We start from the raw sequence: 24,941 nt of genomic DNA, 5'->3' as shown, positions 1-24,941 counted from the left end.
TCTCGCGCATCAAGGCGACGCCAAGCTTCGTTCTTTACCCTCAACTGCTGCTGCAATCGACGTTTCCCCAGGCTTCGCCCGTACCCTCATCCGCCCCTTCGGGGCACCTTCTCCCGACGGGAGAAGGAAGCGCGCGGCGCCGGAGCCCCTCTCCCTCCGGGAGAGGGGTTGGGGTGAGGGTCCGAGGGCGAAGCCCCTCGCGCATCAGGGCGACACCAAGCTTTCGCGCTTCACCCTCATCCGCCGCTGCAATCGCCGTTTCCCCAGGCTGCGCCCGTACCCTCATCCGCCCCTGCGGGGCACCTTCTCCCGGTGGGAGAAGGGAGGCGCGCGGCGCCAGAGCCCCTCTCCCTCCGGGAGAGGGGTTGGGGTGAGGGTCCGAGGGCGAAGCCCCTCGCGCATCAGGGCGACACCAAGCTTTCGCGCTTCACCCTCATCCGCCGCTGCAATCGCCGTTTCCCCAGGCTTCGCCCGCACCCTCATCCGCCCCTGCGGGGCACCTTCTCCCGGAGGGAGAAGGGAGGCGCGCGGCACCAGAGCCCCTCTCCCCCCGGGAGAGGGGTTGGGGTGAGGGCACGGGGGCGAAGTCCCTCGCGCATCAGGGCGACACCAAGCTTTCGCGCCTCACCCTCATCCGCCGCTGCAATCGACGTTTTCCCAGGCTGCGCCCGTACCCTCATCCGCCCCTGCGGGGCACCTTCTCCCGACGGGAGAAGGAAGCGCGCGGCGCCGGAGCCCCTCTCCCTCCGGGAGAGGGGTTGGGGTGAGGGTCCGAGGGCGAAGCCCCTCGCGCATCAGGGCACACCAAGCTTCGCTCCTTCTCCTCAGCGGTTGCGGCAATCGACGTTTCCCCAGGCTGCGCCCGTACCCTCATCCGCCCCTTCGGGGCACCTTCTCCCGATGGGAGAAGGGAGGTGCTGCGCTTGCACGGGCCAGCCCGGCTTAACCGTCGCGCAATCTTCACGCGTTCTTTTTCGGTGACCTGCTAACGCCTGCACCCGCAGCGCCTTGTTTTTGCCTACCATGGGCGCTCGTCCCGTGTTCTGTTCCGGTAATGAGTCTGCGTCGCCCCCGTCCCCTTGACGCTGGCTCCCCGCGCCAGGGTCCTGTCGCGCCCCGTCTGCGTCGGATCGGGTCGGGACAGTGAACGTTGCCAGGGGGAGGGGGGACGCGGTGCTCGCATGCGGCCGCGGGCGCGCGTGTCTGGTGCTGCTGGTCCTGCTGCTGGCGCTGGGCGCGGCCTGGCGCGCCGTTGCCGCCGACGCCGACGCCGCTGCGAACGGCGTGCCCCCGCTGCGCGATTACGCCGTCGATTCCTGGACCTCGCGCAACGGCCTGCCGCACAACTCCCTTCGCGATCTGGCGCAGACCCCGGATGGCCGCCTGTGGTTCGCCACCTGGGAAGGACTGGTGCGCTACAACGGCCTGGACTTCACCGTCATCGACCGCAGCACCCGCCCGGGCCTGCCCGACAACGGGGTCGGCTCGCTGTACGTGGACCGCGCCGGCGCACTGTGGCTCAGCGATTCGCGCGGCAACCTCGGCCGCCACGATCCCGCCGGCCACTGGCGGTTCTGGCGACAGCCGCCGGGCTGGCCGCACGCGCTGATCCACGCGATGACCCAGGACCGCGACGGCCGCATGTGGCTGCTGTTCGAAGGCAACGGCCTGGGCTGCCTGTGGCCCGACGGCCGTTTCGATTACCAGCCGGCGCCGCGTGACCTGCCGTTGGCGGCGAGCTTCCCGCACCTGGCCGCAGACGACCAGGGGCGGATCTGGATCGGTAGTCTCGATGGCTTGCTGTATCGCGACCCGCAAGGCGTGCTGCGCCGCGCGCCGGCGGCGTTCGGCCTGCCACCCGGGCTGGCCTGGCCGTATCGGGCACCGGACGGCTCGCTGTGGCTGGTGGCGGGAGAGAACCTTTACCGGGTGCAGGGCGAGCGCGCGGTGCTGGTGCAGCACTTGCCGGGCTATGGCCATTTCACCTCGATGCTGCGCGATCGCGATGGCGCGATCTGGCTCGGGACCGAGAACCAGGGGCTGCTGCGGATCAGTACGCATGGCATCGAGCGCATGCTGCCGGGCGACGTGCTGCCCAACGGGCGCATCGTCAGCCTGCTGCAGGATGCCGAGGGCAGCATCTGGATCGGCGCCAACGGCGGCCTGTTCCGCCTGCGCGAGACCTTGTTCGCCGGCTATACCCGCCGCGATGGCCTCAGCGGCGACTACGTACGCGCGCTGCTGGAGACACCGGACGGCGCGCTTTGGATCGGCAGCGCCGCCGGGCTGGACCGGATGGCGCCGGAAGGCCGCATCGCCCCGGTCGCGCTGCACGATGCGCCCTCGGTGCTGAGCCTGGCGCGCGGCAGCGACGGCGACCTGTGGATGGGTACCTATGCCGATGGCGTGTTCCGCCTGCGCGATGGTCGGGTGGTGCGCCACTACGGGACGCGCGAGGGCTTGCCCAGCGGGCAGGTGCGTGCGCTCAGCGTCGATGCCGCCGGCACGGTCTGGATCGGCACCCGCAGCGGGGTGATGCGCATCGATGGTGACCGGCTCTCGGTGCCGGACGTGCCCGGCCTGCCGCACGGCCTGATCACCGCGCTGGCCAGTGTCGACGGCGCGCTGTGGATCGGTTCGGTGGAAGGCGCGGCGGTGCTGCGCGACGGCCGGGTACGGACGCTGGCGTTGGAGCCGCTGGGCGGCGCGCGTACCGTGTTCGGGTTCCAGGCCTTGGGCCGCGACATGTGGATCTCCACCGACCGCGGCCTGCACCGCGACCGCGACGGTCAACTGGCACGGGTGGGACTGGAGCAGGGCATGCCGGTGGATACGGTCTTCCAACTGGTCCGCGACCGCCTCGGCAATGTCTGGATCAGCAGCAACCGCGGCGTGCTGCGCACCACCGCGGCGGCGCTGGACGCGGTCGCCGACGGCCGCCAGCCGCGGCTGCAGGTGAGCCGCTACGACGAGATCGACGGCATGTCCAACGCGCAGGGCAACGGCAGCTCCGGGCCGTCGATGATCCTGCGCCACGACGGCACGGTGTGGCTGGTCACCGCCGGCGGCGTCAGCATGGTCGACCCGCGGCGCCTGGCGCGCTTTCGCGATCGCCTGCCGCCGCCGGCAGCGATCGAGAGCGTGTTGTTGGACGGCCAGCCCTTCCCGTGGCAGACCAGGACGGAACTTCCTGGCGCCAAGCGCATCAGCGTGTCTTACGTTGGCCTGAGCTATCTGCTGCCCGAGCGCATCCGCTACCGCACTCGCCTCGACGGCCTGGACAGCGGGTGGATCGACCGCGGCAACCAGCGCAGCGTGGAGTTCATCGGCCTGCCGCCGGGCGACTACACCCTGCACGTGGCCGCGGCGCATCCGGATGGCGCCTGGAGCACCCGCGAGGCCGTGTGGCGCTTCAGCGTGGCGCCACTGTGGTGGCAGCGGCACAGCGTGCATGCGGCGGCCGTGGCGGTGCTGGTGCTGGCGTTGGTGCTGCTGTACCGCTACCTGATCGCGCGCTACAAGCGGCGCGCGCTGCGCCTGGAGCGGCTGGTGGAGCGGCGCACCAGCGCGCTGCGGCTGCAGACCGAACGCCTACTGCAGGCCGATGCCGAAAAGAGCCAGTTGCTGGCGGAACTGCAGCGCCAGGCCACCGCGTTCGAGCGCTTGGCGCACGAGGACGCATTGACCGGCTTGCCGAACCGGCGGCACTTCGACGAGGTGCTGGAGCGCAGCATGCAGCGTGCGCAGCACAGCGGCGCGCCGCTGTGCCTGCTGGTGATGGACATCGACCGCTTCAAGCAGATCAACGACGGTTACTCGCATGCCACCGGCGACGCGGTGCTGCGCGAGGTCGGGCAACTGCTGCTGGGCGCCTGCCGCACTACCGACCTGCCGGCGCGCCTGGGTGGCGAAGAATTCGCGATCCTGCTCGGCGACACCCCGCTGGCCGAGGCCGAGCGCCTGGCCACGCGCCTGCGCGACCTGTTCCATGCGCGCCTGCAGTGGGCGCCCGAGGCCCCGGCGCTGCGCGTCACCTTCAGCGGCGGCCTGGTCGCATTGCGCGCGGACGAGACGCCGAGCCAGTGGCTGGAGCGCGCCGACGGGGCGCTTTACCGCGCCAAGGGGCTGGGGCGCGATCGGGTGTGCGTGGGCTGAGCACGCGTCCGGGCATGCCACTCGGTGCTGTCGTTCTACCTTGCAGCGTGCATCGTAGGCGCACGCGGTTCAGCGTGTGGCGTGGCGATCCAGCATCTCCAACGCCATCTCCGCTGCCTCACGGACGTCCGGATGCGCCGACCGCAATGACCGCGCCAGGCCCTCGCGCAAGGTCGAGTCCGGAAAGGCCGCCGCCAGCTGCGTGACCCAGTAGCGGCTCCCGTCGGGCAGCGTGGGATCTTCCAGCGCCTCCCGGATCGCGGCGACGGTGTCGCTGCGGTCGCAGGCATGGAACACGTCCTCGACCAACGGATAGACGCCCCAGCCGTCGCCGGTGCCGAAGGAGCGCAGGAACAGCGAGAGCGCGGCGCGATCGGGATCGGCGACAAACAGCCGTCTCGCCACGTCATAGGCGTCGATCAGGTCCTGGCTGAGCTGGTCGTCGTCGGGCAGCGGTTGCTGCGCGCGCAGGAACGCCATCGAATCGGTCTTGTTCACTGGCGCGCGTTTGCCGTCATGGCTCGCCATGATGTGCGTTGTCGTGCGGTGGCGCAGCGCCTGCTTTCGTCGTTGCGTCGGCGCCGCGGCGCAGGTGTTGCGCAAGGACGAAGACGACCGCCAGGGCGAACAGGTTCAGGCCGAAGAACGTCGCGGTCTCCGACGGAAACAGGGTGAACGCGAAGCGGCTGCCGAACAGGAAGTTCGCGCCGAACTTGAACGGCGCGAACTGCACGCCAGCGGTGAAGTGGAAGCCGCAATTGAATACGTAGCTCACCAGGGGCGTACTGAAGGTCGGCACCTGCGCCAGCCAGAACGCCAGATTGGCGCGCACTGCGTTGCGGCGACCTTCCAGCAATTGCGTACCGCAGTGGATGCCCCAGGCATAGAGCGCGACGAACGCGGCGCCAATGATCCAATCGGCTGGCTGTCGCAGGTTCGGAAACTGGCTGACGATGGCGATGATGCCCACGCCGGCTCCGCCAATATCCAGAATGCCGATGCTTCGGTGCTTCCATGCTTGCATGAGGCGGTCGTCCTGGGACAGGCGCCTTGGCCGGCGCGGCGGCGAGCGTAGCACGTGTGCCGGCGTGTTTCGGAAGGGCGGTCGAGGACCAGGATCAGCGCACGGGCAGGTGCCGCGACACCTTCGCGGTCAGCACCTGCACCAGCGCCGGATCCATGTAGCCGTAGTCGTCAGGGATGTCGAGGCAGACGATGCGTGCACGGCCGAGATGGCGCCTGAACCGGCGCGACAGCTTTGTGCGATGCATCGGTTCCATCACGAAGACGATGTCCGCCCACTCCAGCAATTCCGGGGTGACCGGGGTGTCCGCATCGTGATCGACGCCGGCCGAGGCGGTTTCCACGCCGGGCCAGGTGGCGAACACCTGTTCGGCGGTGGGGCTGCGCAGCCGGTTGCGGCTGCACACGAACAGCAGGTGGCGGGTCATGCGAGCCGCTGCCGGCGAGTGCGCGGCGCTAACACCGGCGGTTCGCTGGCAGTGCCGCTGCGCCGACGCCACGGTGTTGCGCGTGTGCCACGCAACGCGCGCCACGGCTCAAGGCGCCACGCCGACCTGCGGCGCCGGCCAGGCGTTGGCGATCTTGCAGAACAGGCGGGCGGTCTGTTCGGTGTCGTAGACCGCGCTGTGCGCGTCGGCGGCGTTCCAGTCGAAGCCGGCGGCCTGCACCGCGCGCGCCAGCACGGTCTGGCCGTAGGCGATGCCGGCCAGGGTGACGGTGTCGAACACGCTGAAGGGATGGAACGGGTTGCGCTTGTGGCCGCAGCGGGCGACCGTGGCGTTGAGGAAGTTGAGGTCGAAATGGGCGTTGTGGCCGACCAGGATGGCGCGCTGGCACCCGTACTTCTTCACCGCCGCGCGCACCGGCGCGAACACGTGGTCCAGCGCCTCGCGCTCGGGCTTGGCGAAGCGGAACGGGTGGTCCAGGACGATGCCGGTGACCTCCAGCGACTTCGGATCGATCAGGGTGCCGGGCGCCGGCACCACGTGCGCGCTGGCGGTGACGCCGGGATAGAGCTGGCCGAAATCGTCCATCTCGATCGGCACCACCGCGATCTCCAGCAGCGCATGCTTGTTCCAGTCGAAACCGCCGGTTTCCACGTCCACCACCACCGGCAGGTAGCCGCGGAAACGCCGCGACATCGGGGTGATGACCAGGGGTTGCGAGGGGCTGTCGACCGAATCGTTCATCCGCCAAGGTTAGCAGAGCGCGGCCGCCGGCCGCCGCGGCGTCACTCCGGCAGGCGCGTGCCGAGCACGCTGCCCTGCGCGCGCAGCCGTTCCAGCAGGGCCGCGCCCTCGTGCAGCAGGGCGTCCGGCGCAAGGCCGTGCGCGGCGGCCAGGTCCACCAGCAGCGCCCGCCCGCTGCGCGTGCCCGGCTGCAGCGCCGCCAGCACGGCGTAGGCCAGCGGCGCCAGTTCGGCGAAGCGGACCTGGCCGTCGGGCTCGCGCCGCGCCAGCAGGCAGGTCGGCTGCGCCGGGGCCGTGTCCGGCTGCCAGGCCGGGCCGATGCGCTGCACCGGCCAGCGGTAGCGCAGCAGCCGCAGCCACGGCGACAGCAGCGGGATGCCGTCGAGCAGGTCGCCGCGCGGATCGTGCGGCGGCAGCGCCGCATCGTCGATCTGCACCTGCAGTTCCACGGTTTCGTAGTGCGCCAGTTCGGCCAGCCAGGGACGCTGCGGATCGGCTGCGCGCTGCTGCAGGAACGCCACCAGCTCCTCGCCCAGGCGCGGGAACAGCGGTGTGCGGGCGCGGTGCTCGGCGCAGAACGCGCGCAGCAGCGCCGTCCAGTCGGCGTCGCCAAGGGTGGCGCGCAGCACCGGGAACTGGCCGCTCAGCAACTGCGCCAGGTTGTCGAAGAACAGCGCCCGATACAACGCCAGGCGCTGCGGTGGGATGTCCGCCGGCGCCGGGTAGCGCTGCGGATCGCGCAGGTGCCGGGTCAGGGCGAATTGCTGCGCGCGCAGGGTCTCGCTCATGCGTCGCGCGACTGCGCCTGCGCGGCGCGGATGCACTGCACCTCGTCCAGCAGTTCGCGCAGCGGCGGGAACTGGCCGTCGCGCTCGAGCACGGTGGGGCGCACGCCGTGCAGGCGGTAGGCGGCGGCGAGTAGGTCCCACACCGGGTCGGCCACCGGCGCGGCGTGGGTGTCGATCTTCAGCCCGCTGGCGGCATCGTCGCGGTGGCCGGCGACGTGGTAGGAGGCGATGCGCGCGCTGGGCATGGCGGCGAGGAAGGCCAGCGCGTCGTCGCCATGGTTGCTGGCGTTGACGTGCACGTTGTTGACGTCCAGCAGCAGGTCGCAATCGGCCTCGTCCAGCACTGCGGCCACGAACGCGGCTTCGCTCATCGCTTGGCCCGGGGCGGCGTAGTAGGAGACGTTCTCCACCGCGATGCGCCGGCCCAGCATGTCCTGCACCTGCGCGATGCGCGCGCCGACGTGGCGCACCGCCTCCTCGGTGAACGGCAGCGGCAGCAGTTCGTAGAGTTGGCCGTCGTCGGCGCTGTAGCTGAGGTGTTCGCTGTACAACGCGACCCGGTGCCGGTCGAGGAACTGGCGGGTCTGCTGCAGCAGGGTGGTGTCCAGCGCGGCCACGCCGCCCAGCGACAACGACAGGCCGTGGCAGCTGAGCGGATGGCGCGCGCTCAGCGTCTGCAGCAATTCGCCGGGGCGGCCGCCGACGCCGATCCAGTTGTCCGGCGCGCATTCGAGGAAGTCGAACGCATCTGCCGGCGCCTGCAGCAGGTCCTGCAGCAGGCCGCGACGCAGTCCGAGGCCGGCACTGGCCGCGGCCAGCGGCCGGGCGTCGTACCGGGGTGGTTCAGAGGCTGCCACCGCACTTGCCCTCGCCGCACTTGCCTTCGGCCATGGCCTTGTCGTCGTGCTTGGCCGCGGGCGTGGCGGCGCCGGCCGCCGCGGGCTTGGCCGGCGTCGCCGCCGGGGCGTGCGCTCCGCAGCTGCCGTCGCCGGCCTTGGCGCCGCAGCCACCTTCGCTGGCCTTGGCCGGGTCGGCGGCCTGCCCGGTGTGCGCTGTCGGCGCAGGCGTCGGCGTTGCTGGCGTGGTCGATCCGGTGTCCTGCGTCGGGGGGACGGCGGCCTGTGCGCCCAGCGCATAGCCCTGGGCGAGGTCGGTCATGGCCAGGGCGGAGGTGGACAGGCCGATCCCGCCGAGCAGGACCGCACCGGCGAGGACAGAAGACGAACGGGACGCGTTGGACATGCGCAGGCTCCTGGCGATGGGCGGACGCCGGCCGTGGTGGCCGGCGCTGCGCCAAGCCTACTCGCTGGCGCACGCCGTTGCATGCGGCAGTGCGTGGCGACAAAAAAGGCTCCGCTGTGCACGGAGCCCGGGATGCCGCGACAGCGGAACGGCGCAGGGCCGGTCCGCAGGGCAGGGGTCAGATGCCGCTGGTGGAGCTGGTTTCGTCGCGCTTGTCGCGCGGCGGCAACGGCTCGTCGCCATGCACCAGGAACCACACGTTCTCGGCGATGTTGGTGGCGTGGTCGCCGATCCGCTCCAGATTCTTGGCCATGAACAGCAGATGCGTGCACGGGGTGATGTTGCGCGGGTCTTCCATCATGTAGGTCAGCAACTCGCGGAACAGCGCGGTGTACTGCGCATCGAGCTGCGCGTCGCCCTGGCGCACCCGCAGCGCGGCGTCGGCGTCGTTGCTCTGGTAGGCGGCCAGCGCGGCGCGCACCTGCTGGGCGGCGAGCTTGCCGAGCTGGCGCAGGCCCAGGGTCTGCGGCATCGGCGGCGACATGTTCAGCGCGATCGAGCGCTTGGCCACGTTGGCGGCGTAGTCACCGATGCGTTCGACGTCGGCGGGGATGCGCAGGCCGGCCAGGATCTCGCGCAGGTCGCGCGCCATCGGCCCGCGCAGCGCCAGGCGCATCACGTCGTGGCTGATGGAGTGTTCGAGCGCGTCGATCGCTTCGTCGTTGACGACGATGCGCAGCGCGGCGTTGTCGTCGCGGCGTTCGACCACGTCCAGTGCCGCCTCCAACTGCGCCACCGCGGTTTCGCCCATGCGCACGATCTCGGCGGCGAGGCGATGCTGTTCTTCGTCGTAGCTCTTCACGATGTGCTCGTTGGGCTGAGTGTTCATGTCGTAGGTCCAATAAGTGCGTTGGTGTCGCCGCGGCCATGCCTGGCGCTGCGGTGCTGGCGTCGCCGGGCGCCCGCCCGAAGGGCGACGGGCGCAGCCGCTGCGGCGAGGCAGCGGCGGCCGCGGCGGCTCAGCCGAAACGGCCGGTGATGTAGTCTTCGGTCTGCTGCTTGTTCGGCTGCGAGAAGATGATTTCGGTGCGGTCGTGTTCGATCAGGTCGCCCAGATACATGAAGGCGGTGTAGTCGGACACGCGCGCGGCCTGCTGCATGTTGTGGGTGACGATGACGATGGTGTAGTCGTTCTTCAACTCTTCCACCAGTTGCTCGATGCGGCTGGTCGAGATCGGGTCCAGCGCCGAGGTCGGCTCGTCGAGCAGCAGCACGTCCGGACGCAGCGCCACGGCGCGGGCGATGCACAGGCGCTGCTGCTGGCCGCCGGACAGGCCAAGCGCGCTCTGCCCGAGCTTGTCCTTGACCTCGTCCCACAGCGCGCCCTGGCGCAGCGCCTGCTCGACGCGGTCGGCCATGTCGGCCTTTGACAATTTCTCGTGGTGGCGGATGCCGTAGGCCACGTTCTCGAAGATGGTCATCGGGAACGGCACCGGCTTCTGGAACACCATGCCGACCTTGCTGCGCAGGCGGTTCATCGGGTACTTCGGCGAGAGGATGTTCTCGCCGTCCAGCAGCACCTCGCCGCGCGCTTCCAGCTTCGGGTACAGCGCGTAGATGCGGTTGAAGATGCGCAGCAGGGTGGACTTGCCGCAGCCGGAGGGGCCGATCAGCGCGGTGACGCGCTTTTCCGGCACTTCCAGGTTGATGCCCTTCAGCGCGTGGTACTTGTCGTAGTAGAAGTCCAGGCCGCGCGCGGCGATCTTGACCGGCGACGGCGCCAGCGCGGTGTGCCCGTTGGGCATGGCGATGCGGTGCATCGGTGCGGCGTTGTGGTGATCGTTCATGGCCGGGTCCATAGGGGGTTCAATCGTTGGAGATCTTGTTGCGCACCAGCAGGGCGCGCGCGCCGAGGCTGACCAGCAGGACGAACACCGTCAGCACCAGCGCGCCGGACCAGGCCAGCAACTGCCAGCTCGGGTAGGGGCTGCCGGCGAAGGAGTTCATCACCACCGGCACGCTGGCCATCGGTTGGAAGATGTTGTTGTTCCAGTACTGGTTGCCGAAGGCGGTGAACAGCAGCGGCGCGGTCTCGCCGCTGATGCGCGCCAGCGCCAGCATCACGCCGGTGACGATGCCGGCCGAGGCGCTGCGGTACAGCACCTGCATGGTCACCTTCCACTGCGGGATGCCCAGCGACAGCGCCGCCTCGCGCATCTGCGCCGGCACCAGCCGCAGCATCTCGTCGGTGGTGCGCACCACCACCGGCAGCACGATGAAGGCCAGCGACAGCGCACCGGCCATCGCCGAGAAGCGGCCGCCGGTCTGCATCACGTACAGGGTGTAGACGAACAGGCCGAGCACGATCGACGGCGCCGACAGCAGGATGTCGTTGACGAAGCGCACCACCTGGCCGGTCTTGCGCGCGTTGCCGTATTCGGCCAGCCAAGTGCCGGCGGCCACGCCGAGCGGGGTGCCGATCAGCAGCGCCAGGCCGCACATCACCGCGCTGCCGAAGAACGCGTTGGCCAGGCCGCCTTCTTCGCCCGGCGGCGGGGTCATGCGGGTGAACAGGTCCAGGTTGATGCCAGAGATGCCCTTGGCCACCAGGGTCCACAGGATCCAGGCCAGGAACACCAGGCCGAACAGCGCGGTCAGGCAGGACAGGGTGAGCGCCACGGCGTTGACCACGCGGCGGCGGTTGTACAGGCGGTGGGCGACGTCGGCGGCCATCTCAGTTGCCCTCCTTGCGCGAGAGTTGCGCCAGCATCAGGCGGGCGATCGCCAGCACGATGAAGGTCACGATGAACAGGACGAAGCCCAGCAGCAGCAGCGCCGAGCGGTAGGTCTCGGTCGCCTCGCCGAAGTCGTTGGCGATCAGCGCGGCGATGGTGGTGCCCGGCTCCAGCAGCGAAGGCGAGAGGCGCACCGTGTTGCCGACCACGAAGGCCACCGCCATGGTCTCGCCGAGCGCGCGGCCCAGGCCCAGGAAGATTCCGCCGATCACCGCCGAGCGGGTATAGGGCAGCACGATGTCCCAGCTCACTTCCCAGCGCGTGGAGCCGAGCGCGTAGGCCGATTCCTTGAGCCGGGTCGGCACGGTCAGGAACACCTCGCGCATCACCGAGGAGATGAAAGGGATCACCATGATCGCCAGCACGAAGCCGGCGGTGAGCAGGCCGATGCCCAGCGGCGGGCCCTGGAACATCGGGCCGATCAGCGGCAGCGTGCCGAGATGGTCGTTGAGCCAGGGCGTGACGTACTCGGTCATCATCGGCACCAGCACGAACAGGCCCCACATGCCGTAGATGATCGAGGGAATGCCGGCCAGCAGTTCGATCGCGGTGCCCACCGGCCCGCGCAGCCAGCGCGGCGCCACTTCGGTCAGGAAGAAGGCGATGCCGAAGCTGACCGGTACCGCGATCAGCATCGCGATCAGCGCGGTCACCAGAGTGCCGTAGATCGGCGCCAGCGCGCCGTACTTGTTCTCGACCGGGTTCCATTCGCTGGAGTAGAAGAAGCTCAGGCCCTGCAACTGCAGGGCATGGCGGCCGCCCCACAGCATCGACAGCGCCGCGCTGCCCAGGGCGACGAGCACGAACACGACGGTGGCAGTGAGGATCCAGCGGAACACTCGGTCGGCGCGGGCGTCACGCAGGTCGCGTCCGCGTGGCGCCGACATCGCTTCGGGAAGGACAGTGCTGTTCATGGGCTCGGTCGTCGCCGGAGCGCGCGACTGCGCGCTCCGATCGTGGCCGCGGCGCGGTGAGGCGCGCGCGGTGGGTGGTTGCATCGCTCCCGCACAGGCGGGAACCCGAAAATCCGGATCAGAAGGTGCCGAGACGGCGACCGGCGGCGCCTGGAGCGCACCGCCGGTCGCCGGGTGCCGCCGCGGTGCGCGCAGGACGCACCGCAGTGGCGCTTACTTGAATTCCTTGCTCCAGTAGGACTCGATCTGCTGCACCAGTTCCGGCGGCAGCGGCACGTAGTGCAGGGCGTCGGCCTGCGGCTGGCCCTTCTCGAAGGCCCACTTGAAGAACTCCAGGGTCGCCTTGCTGCGCGCCGGGTCCTTGGCCTGCTTGTGCATCAGCATGAAGTTGGTGGCGGTGATCGGCCAGGCCTGCGCGCCCGTGGCGTTGGTGATGACCAGATTGAAGTCCTTGGCGTTGGCCCAGTCGGCCGACGCGGCGGCCGCGGCGAAGCTCTCGGCATTGGGCTGCACCCAGTTGCCGGCGGCATTCTGCATCGACGCGTACGGCATCTTGTTCTGCAGCGCGTAGGCCAGTTCGACGTAGCCGATCGAGCCCTTGATCTGCTGCACGTACGAGGCCACGCCTTCGTTGCCCTTGCCGCCGACGCCGCCCGGCCACTGCACCGAGGTGCCTTCGCCGACCTTGCCCTTCCACTCCGGGCTGACCTTGGACAGGTAGTTGGTGAAGTTGAAGCTGGTGCCCGAGCCGTCGGAGCGGTGCACCAGGTTGATCTTGGTGTCGGGCAGGGTCACGCCCGGGTTCAGCGCCGTCAGCGCCGGGTCGTTCCACTTGCTGATCTTGCCCAGGAAGATGTCGGCCAGCACCGGGCCGGTCAGGCGCAGCTTGCCCGCGTCCATGCCGTCCAGGTTGACCACCGGCACCACCCCCCCAATCGCCGAGGGGAACTGGCCGAGGCCGGCCGCGGCCAGTTCGGCGCTGTCCAGCGGCTTGTCGGAGGAGCCGAAATCGACCGTGCCGGCCTTGATCTGGGCGATGCCGCCGCCGGAGCCGATCGACTGGTAGTTGATCTTGTTGCCGGTGGCCGCGTTGTAGTCGGCCGACCACTTGGAGATCAGCGGATAGATGAAGGAGGCGCCGGCACCGGAAATCTCCGCCGCGGTCTTGGCACCGGATGCCGGAGCGGCAGCGGGCGACCCGCCCGCCGCGTCGGCGGCACCCTGCTTGTCGCCGTTGCCGGGCTGGCAGGCGGTGACGGCGAAGGCCAGGGCGAGGGACAGGACGGCAATGCGCGCCGGCTGCAGTTTCATGGGGGTCACTCCGTAGCGAAGAGCGCCGGGACATCCGGCGGATGCTCGCTATGAAATGATATTTTTGTTACAGCCAGATGACTTGCGGACTGGTTGGCGGACGCCATCACGGGATGCGGCGTTCGCGCCGTGCTCCAGGGGCTGCGCGGGGCAGGGGGACTGCCACCCGTCGGCGTCGTTGCGGTGCCGCCAGCGGGCACAAAAAAAGCGCGGACCCTGCGGTCCGCGCCTTGGAGTATCGCCGTGCCGGGCGAGCGCGCCGGCACGGACGAGACGCCGGCTTACTTCATGTTCTGCGCCCAGTAGGCTTCGATCTGCTTGACCAGCGGCTCCGGCAGCGGCACGTAGTCCAGCGCCTTGGCCTGCGCCTGGCCCTGCTCGAACGACCACTTGAAGAAGTCCAGCGCGGCCTTCGACGACGCCGGCTTCTTGGCCTTCTTGTACATGATGGCCCAGGTGGTGGCGGTGATCGGCCACGCGTCCTGGCCCGGCGCGTTGGTCATGATCAGGTTGAAGTCCTTGGCCGACTTCCAGTCCGCGGTGGCGGCGGCAGCGGAGAAGGTCTTGTCGTCCGGCATCACGAAACGGCCGGCGGCGTTCTTCATGCCGGCGTAGCTGAGCTTGTTCTGCAGCGCGTAGGCGTACTCGACGTAGCCGATGCCGCCGCGGATCTGCTTGACGTAGGCGGCCACGCCCTCGTTGCCCTTGCCGCCGATGCCGGCCGGCCACTGCACGGCGGTGCCTTCGCCGACCTTGCTCTTCCACTCCGGGCTGACCTTGGACAGGTAGTTGGTGAAGTTGAAGCTGGTGCCCGAACCGTCGGAGCGGTGCACGATGGTGATCTTCAGATCGGGCAGGGCCAGGCCCGGGTTCAGCGCGGCGATCGCCGGGTCGTTCCACTTGCTGATCTTGCCCAGGAAGATGTTGGCCAGCGTGGTGCCGTCCAGCTTCATCGCGCCCGGGGCCACGCCCGCCACGTTGAACACCGGCACGATGCCGCCGATCACGACCGGGAACTGGCCCAGGCCGAACTTGTCCAGCTCCGCGCCGCTGAGCGGCTTGTCGGACGCGCCGAAATCGACCGTGGCCGCCTGGATCTGCGCGATGCCGCCGCCGGAACCGATCGACTGGTAGTTGACGCGGTTGCCGCTTTTCTCGGCATAGGCAGCCGACCACTTCGACAGCACCGGATAGACGAAGCTGGAGCCTGCGCCGGTGACATCGGTGGCTTGCGCCGCGAGCGAAAACGTAGCGACCGCGGCGGCTGCCAGCAGTCGGAGCTTGAGGGAACGCATCGGGAGAACTCCTGGAATAGGTGGGAAGCCGGCACCCCTGCCGGCATCGAGTGCATTCCAAGACTTTTTCATGAACGTCTGAAGAAAATCAGATGTCAGTCCGGTGACAGCCTTCCCGGGCGCGGATGCCTTCGTTTCGACACGAAGCTGACTCAAAACCGTCATGTCTTTGACGGAATCTTTACAAATGGTCGGGCCGTCGCACTGGGGCCGCACCGCACCCATCCCACCCTGCCACCACCCATCGGAGACATCCTAATGCGTTCTCATGTTCTCGCCACGGCGATCCTCGCCAGCCTCGGCCTGGCGGCCGCGCCGCAGGCGTTCGCGGCGAAGGCCAAGGCCAGCAGCAACCCGCCCGCCGTCAGCGCTGCCCAGTTGCAGCAGCTGCAGGCCCAGATCGAAGCGCTGCAGACCCAGGTCCAGCAGCTGCAGGCGCAGTCGGAGGCCTTGCAGGCGCAGTCCGACGCGCAGTCGGAAGTGAATGTCGTGCAGGCCCAGGCGACCGAAACGGCGCAGGCCAGCGCCGCCAAGGTCGACAAGCTCGCCAAGCTGGTCAACGACAACAAGATCGGCGGCCGCATGTTCTTCGACCTGACCAACATCGACCGCACCAGCGGCGGCGCCAAGACCGCCGCCAGCGGCACCGGCCTGGACGTCAAGCGCTTCTACCTGACCGTTGACCACAGCTTCAACGAGATCTGGTCGGCCAACCTGACCACCGACTTCCAGTACAGCTCGGCGCTGTCCAACACCCAGCTGTTCGTCAAGAAGGCCTACGTGCAGGGCAAGTTCGACGACGCCTTCGCGCTGCGCATCGGTGCCGCCGACATGCCGTGGGTGCCGTTCGTCGAGAAGTACTACGGCTACCGCTACGTCGAGAACACCCTGACCGACCGCCTGAAGTACGCCAACTCCTCCGACTGGGGCCTGCACGCCTTTGGCGACCTGGGCTCGCAGGTCAACTACGCCATGTCGGTGGTCAACGGCGCCGGCTACAAGAACCCGACCCGCGGCAAGGGCATGGACGTGGAAGGCCGCGTGGCCTACATGCCGATGCAGAACCTGGCCATCGCCGTCGGCGCCTACTCGGGCAAGCTGGGCAAGGAAACCGACATCCTCGACGCGCAGCACGACTACACCCGCGCCGATGCGATGGTCGCCTACGCCGATTCCAACTTCCGTCTGGGCGGCGAGTACTTCCAGGCCAAGAACCTCAACAACGTGCTGACCGCGGCCACCGACAAGTCCAGCGGTTGGTCGGTGTGGGGCAGCGTGGCGCTGACCGACGGCGGCATCAACGCCTTCGCCCGCTACGACAAGACCGACCTGAGCAAGACCATCGACCCGACCCTGGCCGACAAGTACTGGAACGTCGGCGTCGAGTTCCCGGTGCTGAAGAACCTGAAGCTGGCGACCGTGTACAAGTACACGCACCAGGACAACGCCAGCAAGAAGACCGACGTGGAAACCAAGGAATTCGGCGTCTGGGGCGACCTGTCGTTCTGATTCGCGGACGTTCCGCACGGTGTACGAAAGGCGGCGCAGTGCGCCGCCTTTCTTTTTTTGCGGCGTGATCGCCAAGGCCCACGCGATGGCGCCGTGCCGGGGTGGCTTTCACGGTTCGTGTCGACGGCCGTGGACGATGCAGTGAATTGTGCGGCGCAGCACTTGTCATCGCCGATGCGCCTTCCTACTGTCGAAGCATGCTCGCCCGTCTGTCCATGTTGATGTTGACCGCGTTGCTGGCGCTGTCCGCGATCCGTGCAGGATCGGCCGCGGCGGCGGTACCGGCGGCGCTGTGCGCGAGCGTCTGCGCCAGCGATGTCGACGCCGACCTGGATGGGGTCCCGCCCGCGCTGGAAGCGCCCGCCGCCGATCCCGATCCACACGACGCACCGCTCGCGGTCGCATCCGCGTTGTTTCCGCCGACCCTGCTGATCCAGTCGGTCCTGCCGACGCCACCGGCAGCGCCTTGCCGCAGCTATCGCCGCCCCGCGCTGCGTCCTCCATCCCGGGCCTGACGCCTGCATCGCCGCTGGCGGTGCGGATCCCTCGCTTCTGCTGCTTGCGTCTGCGTCGTACCCATTGCGGTGCGGCCTCTCTCCCCCCGTGCCTGGAGATATCCCATGCAACGTCTGCTCGACGGTTTCCGCCATTTCCGCAACGAGGTCTATCCGCGCCAGCGCGGGCTGTTCCGGCAACTCGCCGCCGGCCAGACCCCGCACACGCTGTTCATCACCTGCGCCGATTCGCGGGTGATGCCGGAACTGATGTTCGCCGCGCAGCCCGGCGAGCTGTTCGTCTACCGCAACATCGGCAACGTGGTGCCGCCGTACTCGCAGCACGTCAGCGGCGTGGTCGCGGCGATCGAGTACGCGGTGGCGGTGCTGCAGGTCGAGCACATCGTGATCTGCGGCCATACCGATTGCGGCGCGATGAAGGCCGTGCTCAATCCCGCGTCGCTGCAGGACGTGCCGACCGTGGCGGCCTGGCTCAAGCACACCGACAGCGCGCGCCAGGTCGCCGCGCAGCACGGCCATGCCGCGCATGCCGAGGATGCGCTGCACTGCCTGACCGAGGAGAACGTGGTGGCGCAACTGGATCACCTGCGCACGCAGCCGGTGGTGGCGGCGCGGTTGGCGCGCGGCGCGCTGCGCATCCACGGCTGGATCTACGACATCGGCCATGGCGAGATCCGCGCCTTCGACGCCGCGCAGGGGCGGTTCCTGCCGCTGCTGCCGGAGGCCGGCCGGCGCCCGCCCGATGCCACGCCGCCGCCGCGCCTGGCGCCGGTCCTGCGCAACGTCGCCGTCTGAGGAGCCGCCCATGCACACCATGACAGAGCACGCTCCGGCCGGCGCTTCCGCGCTGGCCCGTTACCTGCGCGGCGGCGCCTTCGGCCGCGACCTGCTGGCCTCGGTGGTGGTCTTCCTGGTCGCCTTGCCGCTGTGCATGGGCATCGCGATCGCCTCGGGCATGCCGCCCGCCGCCGGCCTGATCACCGGCATCGTCGGCGGCCTGGTAGTCGGGTTGATCGCCGGCTCGCCGCTGCAGGTCAGCGGACCGGCGGCGGGACTGGCGGTGCTGGTGTTCGAACTGGTCCGCGCGCACGGCGTGGCGGCGCTGGGACCGGTGATCCTGCTGGCCGGCGCGATCCAACTGTTGGCCGGGCTGTGCCGCGCCGGCGTGTGGTTCCGCATGACCTCGCCGGCGGTGGTCGCCGGCATGCTGTCGGGCATCGGCATCCTGATCGTCGCCTCGCAGGTGCACGTGCTGCTGGACGCCGCACCGAAGGCACGCGGCCTGGAGAACTTCGCCGCGTTGCCGGCGGTGCTGTGGCGCGCGCTGGACGCCGGCGTGGGCCGCGCCGCCCTGCTGGTCGGCCTTGGCACCATCGCGATCATGCTGGCGTGGGAGCGGCTGCGCCCGCAGCGCCTGCGCTTCGTGCCCGGCGCCTTGCTGGCGGTGGTGGCGATGACCGCGCTGGTGCAGGTGCAGGCGCTGGACGTGCGCAAGGTGGACGTGCCGGCCAACCTGCTCTCGGCGATCCGCGTGCCGAGCCTGGACGACCTGCTCGGCGTGCTCGATGCCACGCTGCTGCTGTCGGCGCTCACCTTCGCCTTCATCGCCAGCGCCGAGACCCTGCTGTCGGCGGCGGCGGTGGACCGCATGCACCAGGGGCCGCGCACCCAGTACGACCGCGAGCTGGCCGCGCAGGGCGTGGGCAACATGCTGTGCGGCTTGCTCGGCGCGTTGCCGATGACCGGGGTGATCGTGCGCAGCGCGGCCAACGTGCAGGCCGGCGCGGCGACGCGTGTGTCGACCATGCTGCACGCGGGGTGGCTGCTGGTGTTCGCGCTGTTGCTGCCATGGCTGCTGCGGATGACGCCGGTGGCGTGCCTGGCCGGCATCCTAGTTTATACCGGGCTGAAGATGGTCAAGCTGGGGCAGGTGCGCGAACTGGCCGCCTATGGTCGCGGCACCGCCGCCATCTACCTGGCGACGACCTTCGCCATCGTCGCCACCGACCTGCTGACCGGTGTGCTGATCGGCTTTGCGTTGTCGCTGTTGCGGCTGGCGCTGCAGCAGTCGCGGCTGACGGTGGGGGTGCATGCGCATGAAGATGCCGGCGACGCGGGCGCGGGCGAGGGGGCCGGCAAGCTGCGCCTGTCGCTGGAAGGCTCGGCCACGTTCCTGCGCGTGCCGACGATGGCGCGGACCCTGGAGCGGCTGCCGCCGAATACCGAGCTGCACCTGGACGTGGCGCGGCTACGCCATGTCGACCACGCGTGCCTGGAACTGCTGCGCGACTGGAGCCGCAACGCCGCGGCCCGCGGCTGCGCGCTGGTGGTGGACTGGAAGGAACTGGACAGGCGCGTGGAAGGGCAGCGTGCGGCGTAGTCGGTGGCGTGGCCGGCGGTGCCTCCGGTGAGCGATTCGAAGATCTGTAGGAGCGGTTTCAACCGCGACGCGCAGGCGAGGCAGTGTCGGCGGCGGAGACTGTCGCGGCTGAAGCCGCTCCTAAAAGTGCTGCATCCAGCGAGCGCTTCGGTGGAGGTGTAGGAGCGGTTTCACCGCGACGGGCGCAGCGGCGGACGTCGCGTGTCGTACGTTGCCGGGGCCGATGACCAGAAGCTCGCGCCGGACAAGGCTCAAGACCATCCTGCACGCCGCTCAACCCGGCGTCTTGTCCTTGTACCGGCACAGGTCGCGGATCGCGCACTGCGGGCAGTCGGGCTTGCGCGCCTTGCACACGTAGCGGCCGTGCAGGATCAGCCAGTGGTGCGCGTCCTGCAGGAACTGCGCCGGCACCCGCTTGAGCAGGGAGTCTTCGACCGCGCGCACGTCCTTGCCCGGAGCCAGCCCGGTGCGATTGGCGACACGGAAGATGTGCGTGTCCACCGCCATGGTCGGCTCGCCGAACGCGGTGTTGAGCACCACGTTGGCGGTCTTGCGGCCGACCCCGGGCAGCGCTTCCAGCGCGGCGCGCGCACGCGGCACCTCGCCGCCGTGCTGCTCGACCAGGATGCGGCAGGTGGCGATGACGTTCTTGGCCTTGGCGTTGAACAGGCCGATGGTGGAGATGTAGCGCTTCAGCCCGTCCTCGCCCAGCGCCAGGATCGCGGCGGGCGTGTTCGCCACCGGATACAGGCGACGGGTGGCCTTGTTGACGCCGACGTCGGTGGCCTGTGCCGAGAGGATCACCGCGATCAGCAGTTCGAACGGGGTGCTGTATTCCAGCTCGGTGGTCGGGCTGGGATTGAGTTCGGACAGGCGCGAGAACAACTCGTGGATCTCGTCCTTGCTCAGCAGGCGTCCGCGCCGTGCAGGCGTGCTTGCGCTCGTGCTCGCGGTCGCACTCATCGGTCGCCTCGCTGCGCCGCCTTGGCCTTGGCGCGGGCCAGGATCGCCGCCGCCGCGGCGGGCAGCGCCGGCGTGCCGGGTGCGGACGTGGTCGCGCAGCTGGCGGTCGCTGCAACGCTCGCACGCCGCGCCTGGCGCGCCGCGGCACGACGCTGCAGCCGCGCGGTGCGCGCCCGATAGCGTGCGCGCGCGGCCCAGGCGTCGCGCAGGCGTTGCTGCGTGGCGAGCAATTGCGCGCGCAACTGCGGATGCGCCGGGTCCAGCGCGTCGTCGCCGGGATCGGTGCCGCGGTAGTCCATCAGGCCGCCGTCGATCGCGGCATCCAGATCGTCGTCCAGGATCCAGCGCAGCAACTGCAGCGGCGTGGCGGGAGTGGGGGCGTGCGACATCGTGCGCGGGCTCAGCGGTTGCGGAACTGCGGCGGGCGCCGCTCCAGGAAGGCGCGGGTGCCTTCGCGCATGTCGTCGCTGGAGAACAGCAGGCCGAATTGCGCGGTCTCGTACTCCAGTCCCTGCTCGATCGCGCTTTCGCCGCCGATCTGGATCGCGTCGAGGATGCCGCGCAGCGCCAGTGGCGCGGCATCGGCCAGTTGCTGCGCCAACTGCAGCGTGGTCGCCTGCAGGTCGCCGGCGGCGACCACGCGGTTGACCAGGCCCAACTGCAGTGCGCGCGCCGCGTCGATCGGCGCGCCGAGCAGGCACAGTTCCAGCGCCGCGGCGCGGCCGACCAGCCGCAGCAGGCGCTGGGTGCCGCCGAAGCCGGGGATCAGCCCGAGATTGATCTCCGGCTGGCCCAGGCGGGCGCCGTCGGCGGCCACGCGCAGGTGGCAGGCCATCGCCAGTTCCAGCCCGCCGCCGAGGGCGAAACCGTTGACCATCGCCAGCACCGGCTTGGGCATGCGCTCGATCCGGCGCATCAGGCGCTGGCCCAGTTGCGAGAAATCGCGGCCCTGCACCGGTGTCAGTTCGTTCATTTCGGCGATGTCGGCGCCGGCCACGAAGGCCTTCTCGCCGGCGCCGGTCAGCACCACCACGCGGATCTTCGGGTCGTTCGCGGCGTCGGCGAAGGCCGCATCCAGCGCCTGCAAAACCTGGCGATTCAAGGCGTTGAGCTTGTCGGCTCGATTCACGGTGAGGATGCGGATCGCACCCTGGGTATCGGCGAGGACCGGCGTGCCGGACATGTGCATTCCTGGTTGTTAAAAAAAAGTAATGGGAACTCTGGGCGGGCCGCACCAGTCAGAGCAGCGTCGTCGGTAGCGGTTCCGCGCCGCGGCGGCTATCCTAACGCGTCATCTCAGGCGGCACGGGCCGCCCTGTGCCACCACCCTGGAGAATTGTTTGATGAAGTTGCGTTCTATTGCGGTCGCTGTCGCGGCCCTCGCCCTGAGCGGCAATGCGTTCGCCCAGGACACCTCGTCCGAGAAGGGCAAGCTGAGCTATTACTTCGGCTACGACTACGGCAACAACCTTGCCGAACTCACCGGCCGCGGCGAGCAGCTCGATATCAATGCGGTGGTGAAGGGCTTGCAGGACGCCTACGCCAAGAAGCAGCCGGCGGTCAGCGCCGACCAGCTGAAGCCGGCGGTGGAAGCGTTCCAGAAGCGCGAGCAGGCCCGCGCCCAGCAGGCCAAGGCCGACTACGAGAAGGCCGCTGCCGAGAACAAGACCAAGAGCGACCAGTTCATGGCTCAGAACAAGGCCAAGGCTGGCGTGCAGACCCTGCCCAGCGGCGTGCAGTACCGCGTGATCGAGGCCGGCACCGGCGCCAAGCCGACCCAGGCCAGCACGGTGCAGTTGGAAGTGGCCGGTCCGTACCCGTTCGGCCAGCGCCCGGCGCAGGCGCGTCCGGCTCAGCAGATCCCGGCGATCAAGGTCAGCGAAGTCGAGATGCAGGCCATGCGCGACACGCTGCTGCAGATGCCGGCCGGCTCCAAGTGGGAAGTGACCCTGCCGCCGGACAAGGCCTACGGTGCCGACCCGCGTACGCCGTTCCCGCCGAACGTGGCGGTGCAGTTCGAGATCAAGCTGGTCAGCGTCAAGTAAGCACGCTGGTTCAGTGCACGACGATTGCGCCGGCAGCGATGCCGGCGCAATTTTTTTGGGCAGGCGACGACGGCGCCGACGAATCGCGCTAGGCTGGCAAGGTGTCGAATCCGATGGATCCCGTTCCGCATGCCCCGCTCACGCCCTGCATCGGTATCTGCCGTCTCGATGCGCAGGGCTATTGCACGGGCTGCCTGCGCAACGGCGACGAAATCGCAGGCTGGCGCCGCATGAGCGACGCCGAACGCCGCCGCTACATGGACGAGGTGCTGCCGGGCCGCGGCTGGTCGCCGTCGCCGGGGCAGCGCCTGGCCGAACGCGCGCATCTGCTGCGCGCGCTGCATCCGTTGCAGCAGCCGCCGACGGGGCCAGGCTGGAATCACCACGAGTTGCAGGATCTGTTGCCGGACGGCGCGCCGGTGGAAGCGGCGGTGCTGGCCGGCCTGGTGCCGCGCGCCGACGGCACGCATGTGCTGCTGACCCGGCGCACCGACAGCCTGCGTCACCACGGTGGCCAGGTCAGTTTTCCCGGTGGCCGCATCGAGGCCAGCGACGCCGATGCGGTGGCCGCGGCGCTGCGCGAGAGCGAGGAAGAGATCGCGCTGGCGGCGTCCCAGGCCGAGCCGTTGGGCTATCTGGATCCGTTCGTCACCATCAGCGGTTTCCGGGTGATGCCGGTGGTCGCGGCGATCGATCCGCGCTTCGTGCCGCAGCCGCATCCGGGCGAAGTGGCCGAGGTGTTCGAAGTGCCCCTGGCCTACCTGATGGCGCCGGACAACCTGCGCAGCATCGAGACCGATTACCGCGGACGCCCGCGCGTGGTGCTGGAGTACGGCTGGCCCGGCCAGCGGATCTGGGGCGCGACCGCGGCGATCCTGCTCAACCTGCGCCGCCGACTGGAGCAAGCCGCATGACCGCAACTTCCCTCGAATGGCACACCCTGGTCGAGGCGCCGGCAGTGGCCGCCGCGCTCGGCGATCCCGCGCTGCGCCTGGTCGATGCGCGGTTCGTGCCGGCGGCGTTGCTCGATCCTGCCGCGGCAGCGGCGGCGCGCGCGGCCTATGCGCAGTCGCACCTGCCCGGCGCGGTCTACGCCGATCTGAACGCCGATCTGTCCGATCTCGGCCGTCCCGGCCTGGGCCGGCACCCGTTGCCGGACGACGCCGCGTTCGCCCGCACCCTGGGGCAATGGGGCATCGGCCCGCAGCACCAGGTGGTGGTCTACGACGCCGGCGACGGCAGCATGGCTGCGGCGCGGTTGTGGTGGATGCTGGGCCTGCTCGGCCATCGTCGGGTCGCCGTGCTCGACGGCGGCCTGGCCGAATGGCGCCGGCTGGGCCTGCCGGAAACCGACGCGGCCTCCGCGCCGTCGCCGCTGCCGCCGTATCCGCAGGCGTTCGATGCGGCGCGCATCGTCTCTGCCGAGGAGGTCGCCGCGCGTCTGCACGAGGCGCCGGGCTGGTTGCTGGATGCGCGCCCCGGCGAACGCTTCCGTGGCGAGGTGGAGCCGATCGACCCGCTGCCCGGGCACGTGCCCGGCGCGCTCAACCGGCCGCTGGCGCAGAACCTGCGCGACGGCCGCCTGCGCCCGGCGCAGGAACTGCGCGCGGAACTTGAGCCGTTGCTGCAGGGGCGCGATCCACGCGAGGTGGTGCTGATGTGCGGTTCCGGCGTCACCGCCTGCCATCTGCTGCTGGCGCTGGAGCATGCCGGCCTGCACGGCGCGCGCGTGTACGCCGGCTCCTGGAGCGGCTGGATCGCCGATCCGGCGCGGCCGCGCGCCGTCGGCTAGGGCCGCGGCGCACACCGAACGCATGCACGATGGCGCGCGACAGGGGCCGCACCATGCGCTGGCGTGAGGCCTGCGGGCTGGCGTTGATGCTGGGCCTGGCGTCCTGCGGCGAGCGACGCACGTCGGCCGATGGCGCCGATGCCTCGCCGCGCGCGCAATCGGCCACGCATTATCGCGAGGAGGTGGAGCGCAACCGTGCGCAGCGCCTGGCGACGTTGCGCGCGCCGTCGGGCTGGTTGAGTTTCACCGGCTCCGGGCGGTTGCACAGTGGTGTGCACCGGGTCGGCAGCGCACCGGACAACGACGTTCAGTTGCCGGCCGGCCCGGCGCATCTGGGCATGCTGCAGGTGGATCTGCAGGAGGGCGTGCACTTCCAGCCCGCCGCGGACGCGACGGTGCAGGTGAACGGCCAGTCGTTCGCCGGTGGCCGCCTGGAGACGGACGCGGCGCACGACACCCAGACCCGCTTGGCGCTGGGGGCGCAGGAGTTCTACGTGGTGCGCACCGGCAACCTGTTCGGCTGGCGCTTCCGCGATCCGCAGGCGCCGGCGCGCGCGCGCTTCCGCGGCATCGATTACTTCCCGATCGATCCGCAGTGGCGGGTGGTGGCCGACTGGCATCCGGTGCCGGCGCCGCAGGCGATGGTGCTGCTCACCTCGATCGGCACGCCGCAGCCGCTGGCCCTGGTCGGCAGCGCCGAGTTCGTGCTGCGGGGGCGGCGCTACAAGCTGCAGGTCCTGCGCGACGGCGCCAGCCAGCGCCTGTTCCTGCCGTTCTCCGACCGCACCAGCGGCCGCGAGAGCTATGGCGGCGCTCGTTATCTGTTCGTGCCGGCGCCGCAGGGCGAGCGCATCGTGCTGGACTTCAACCTGGCGCAGAACCCGCCGTGCGCGTTCACCCCGCACGTGGTGTGTCCGCTGGCGCCGGTGGGCAATCGCCTGGACGTGCCGGTGACCGCCGGCGAGAAGAACTACGTCGGCGCGCATTGAGCGCGTGCGGCACTCTTGTTGGGTTGGTTCTCGGT

25 protein-coding genes are annotated in these 24,941 nt (G+C 69.8%); 9 read left to right on the top strand and 16 right to left on the bottom strand.

Annotation, left to right across the window (positions count from 1 at the left end; genetic code table 11):
* The first annotated feature begins 1,293 nt into the window (after positions 1–1,293).
* The gene (locus tag RAB71_RS14060; RefSeq protein WP_040902245.1) at positions 1,294–4,155 is read left to right on the top strand and encodes a ligand-binding sensor domain-containing diguanylate cyclase; all 2,862 of its coding nucleotides are present in this window, start codon (positions 1,294–1,296) and stop codon (positions 4,153–4,155) included.
* 69 nt (positions 4,156–4,224) lie between these two features.
* Here RAB71_RS14060 and RAB71_RS14055 read toward each other — a convergent pair whose 3' ends face one another.
* From RAB71_RS14055 to pstS (RAB71_RS13995), 13 genes are all read right to left on the bottom strand, one after another.
* The gene (locus tag RAB71_RS14055; protein WP_040902244.1) at positions 4,225–4,653 is read right to left on the bottom strand and encodes a hypothetical protein; all 429 of its coding nucleotides are present in this window, start codon (positions 4,651–4,653) and stop codon (positions 4,225–4,227) included.
* Between the two features lie 16 nt (positions 4,654–4,669).
* Positions 4,670–5,179: a hypothetical protein gene (locus tag RAB71_RS14050; protein WP_138985772.1), complete on the bottom strand. Its 510-nt coding sequence runs from the start codon at positions 5,177–5,179 to the stop codon at positions 4,670–4,672.
* Between the two features lie 94 nt (positions 5,180–5,273).
* Complete coding sequence (locus tag RAB71_RS14045; protein ID WP_010343984.1) at positions 5,274–5,606, bottom strand: low molecular weight protein tyrosine phosphatase family protein; 333 nt, start codon at positions 5,604–5,606, stop codon at positions 5,274–5,276.
* 108 nt (positions 5,607–5,714) lie between these two features.
* Positions 5,715–6,368: a ribonuclease T gene (rnt, locus tag RAB71_RS14040; RefSeq protein WP_010343983.1), complete on the bottom strand. Its 654-nt coding sequence runs from the start codon at positions 6,366–6,368 to the stop codon at positions 5,715–5,717.
* 41 nt (positions 6,369–6,409) lie between these two features.
* The gene (locus tag RAB71_RS14035) at positions 6,410–7,156 is read right to left on the bottom strand and encodes a DUF2063 domain-containing protein (RefSeq protein ID WP_010343982.1); all 747 of its coding nucleotides are present in this window, start codon (positions 7,154–7,156) and stop codon (positions 6,410–6,412) included.
* Positions 7,153–8,013: a DUF692 domain-containing protein gene (locus RAB71_RS14030; RefSeq protein ID WP_104609464.1), complete on the bottom strand. Its 861-nt coding sequence runs from the start codon at positions 8,011–8,013 to the stop codon at positions 7,153–7,155. The genes RAB71_RS14035 and RAB71_RS14030 overlap by 4 nt, the downstream gene beginning before the upstream one ends.
* Positions 8,000–8,398: a hypothetical protein gene (locus RAB71_RS14025; protein ID WP_104609465.1), complete on the bottom strand. Its 399-nt coding sequence runs from the start codon at positions 8,396–8,398 to the stop codon at positions 8,000–8,002. The genes RAB71_RS14030 and RAB71_RS14025 overlap by 14 nt, the downstream gene beginning before the upstream one ends.
* A 178-nt stretch (positions 8,399–8,576) precedes the next feature.
* Positions 8,577–9,287: a phosphate signaling complex protein PhoU gene (phoU, locus tag RAB71_RS14020; RefSeq protein ID WP_010343979.1), complete on the bottom strand. Its 711-nt coding sequence runs from the start codon at positions 9,285–9,287 to the stop codon at positions 8,577–8,579.
* Positions 9,288–9,417: 130 nt separating this feature from the next.
* Positions 9,418–10,245 carry a phosphate ABC transporter ATP-binding protein PstB gene (gene pstB, locus RAB71_RS14015; protein WP_010343978.1) on the bottom strand — a complete coding sequence of 276 codons (828 nt, stop codon included), beginning with the start codon at positions 10,243–10,245 and terminating at the stop codon, positions 9,418–9,420.
* A gap of 19 nt (positions 10,246–10,264) precedes the next feature.
* Complete coding sequence (pstA, locus tag RAB71_RS14010; RefSeq protein ID WP_010343977.1) at positions 10,265–11,131, bottom strand: phosphate ABC transporter permease PstA; 867 nt, start codon at positions 11,129–11,131, stop codon at positions 10,265–10,267.
* A 1-nt stretch (position 11,132) separates the two neighbouring features.
* On the bottom strand, positions 11,133–12,107 hold the full coding sequence (gene pstC / locus RAB71_RS14005) for a phosphate ABC transporter permease subunit PstC (protein WP_010343976.1): 975 nt from the start codon (positions 12,105–12,107) through the stop codon (positions 11,133–11,135).
* 213 nt (positions 12,108–12,320) lie between these two features.
* Positions 12,321–13,418: a phosphate ABC transporter substrate-binding protein PstS gene (pstS, locus tag RAB71_RS14000; RefSeq protein WP_010343975.1), complete on the bottom strand. Its 1,098-nt coding sequence runs from the start codon at positions 13,416–13,418 to the stop codon at positions 12,321–12,323.
* 281 nt (positions 13,419–13,699) lie between these two features.
* On the bottom strand, positions 13,700–14,713 hold the full coding sequence (gene pstS / locus RAB71_RS13995; RefSeq protein WP_010343974.1) for a phosphate ABC transporter substrate-binding protein PstS: 1,014 nt from the start codon (positions 14,711–14,713) through the stop codon (positions 13,700–13,702).
* 258 nt (positions 14,714–14,971) lie between these two features.
* Here pstS (RAB71_RS13995) and RAB71_RS13990 point away from each other — a divergent pair, with 258 nt between their 5' ends.
* From RAB71_RS13990 to RAB71_RS13975, 4 genes are all read left to right on the top strand, one after another.
* A complete protein-coding gene (locus RAB71_RS13990) occupies positions 14,972–16,222 on the top strand; it encodes a porin (RefSeq protein WP_010343973.1) in 1,251 nt (416 codons plus the stop codon).
* A gap of 197 nt (positions 16,223–16,419) precedes the next feature.
* The gene (locus RAB71_RS13985) at positions 16,420–16,737 is read left to right on the top strand and encodes a hypothetical protein (RefSeq protein WP_040902238.1); all 318 of its coding nucleotides are present in this window, start codon (positions 16,420–16,422) and stop codon (positions 16,735–16,737) included.
* 105 nt (positions 16,738–16,842) lie between these two features.
* A complete protein-coding gene (locus RAB71_RS13980) occupies positions 16,843–17,532 on the top strand; it encodes a carbonic anhydrase (RefSeq protein ID WP_010343971.1) in 690 nt (229 codons plus the stop codon).
* A 19-nt stretch (positions 17,533–17,551) separates the two neighbouring features.
* The gene (locus tag RAB71_RS13975) at positions 17,552–19,117 is read left to right on the top strand and encodes a SulP family inorganic anion transporter (protein ID WP_040902236.1); all 1,566 of its coding nucleotides are present in this window, start codon (positions 17,552–17,554) and stop codon (positions 19,115–19,117) included.
* 273 nt (positions 19,118–19,390) lie between these two features.
* Here the strand turns inward: RAB71_RS13975 and nth are convergent, their stop codons facing one another.
* Genes nth through RAB71_RS13960 form a run of 3 tightly spaced genes read right to left on the bottom strand, consistent with a single transcriptional unit; the run spans position 19,391 to position 21,263 of the window.
* Complete coding sequence (gene nth, locus RAB71_RS13970; protein ID WP_010343969.1) at positions 19,391–20,080, bottom strand: endonuclease III; 690 nt, start codon at positions 20,078–20,080, stop codon at positions 19,391–19,393.
* Positions 20,077–20,469: a hypothetical protein gene (locus RAB71_RS13965; protein ID WP_010343968.1), complete on the bottom strand. Its 393-nt coding sequence runs from the start codon at positions 20,467–20,469 to the stop codon at positions 20,077–20,079. Before RAB71_RS13965 ends, nth begins: the two co-directional genes overlap by 4 nt.
* 11 nt (positions 20,470–20,480) lie before the next feature.
* Complete coding sequence (locus tag RAB71_RS13960; protein WP_010343967.1) at positions 20,481–21,263, bottom strand: enoyl-CoA hydratase/isomerase family protein; 783 nt, start codon at positions 21,261–21,263, stop codon at positions 20,481–20,483.
* A 160-nt stretch (positions 21,264–21,423) separates the two neighbouring features.
* Between RAB71_RS13960 and RAB71_RS13955 the strand changes: the two genes are divergently transcribed.
* The 4 genes from RAB71_RS13955 (at position 21,424) to RAB71_RS13940 (ending at position 24,906) form a co-directional block, all read left to right on the top strand.
* Entirely contained in the window at positions 21,424–22,125 is a 702-nt protein-coding gene (locus tag RAB71_RS13955) for an FKBP-type peptidyl-prolyl cis-trans isomerase (protein WP_010343966.1), read from the top strand.
* 113 nt (positions 22,126–22,238) lie between these two features.
* On the top strand, positions 22,239–23,039 hold the full coding sequence (locus tag RAB71_RS13950) for a DUF1289 domain-containing protein (RefSeq protein WP_010343964.1): 801 nt from the start codon (positions 22,239–22,241) through the stop codon (positions 23,037–23,039).
* Entirely contained in the window at positions 23,036–23,917 is an 882-nt protein-coding gene (locus tag RAB71_RS13945) for a sulfurtransferase (protein WP_010343963.1), read from the top strand. The genes RAB71_RS13950 and RAB71_RS13945 overlap by 4 nt, the downstream gene beginning before the upstream one ends.
* Positions 23,918–23,970: 53 nt before the next feature.
* Positions 23,971–24,906 carry a DUF1684 domain-containing protein gene (locus RAB71_RS13940; RefSeq protein WP_029562238.1) on the top strand — a complete coding sequence of 312 codons (936 nt, stop codon included), beginning with the start codon at positions 23,971–23,973 and terminating at the stop codon, positions 24,904–24,906.
* Positions 24,907–24,941: the final 35 nt, after the last annotated feature.

The organism is Xanthomonas sacchari, assembly GCF_040529065.1.
Lineage (GTDB): Bacteria > Pseudomonadota > Gammaproteobacteria > Xanthomonadales > Xanthomonadaceae > Xanthomonas_A > Xanthomonas_A sacchari.
Note: the sequence above shows the minus strand (reverse complement) of the source record. Positions and strands in the feature narration are given on the sequence as shown.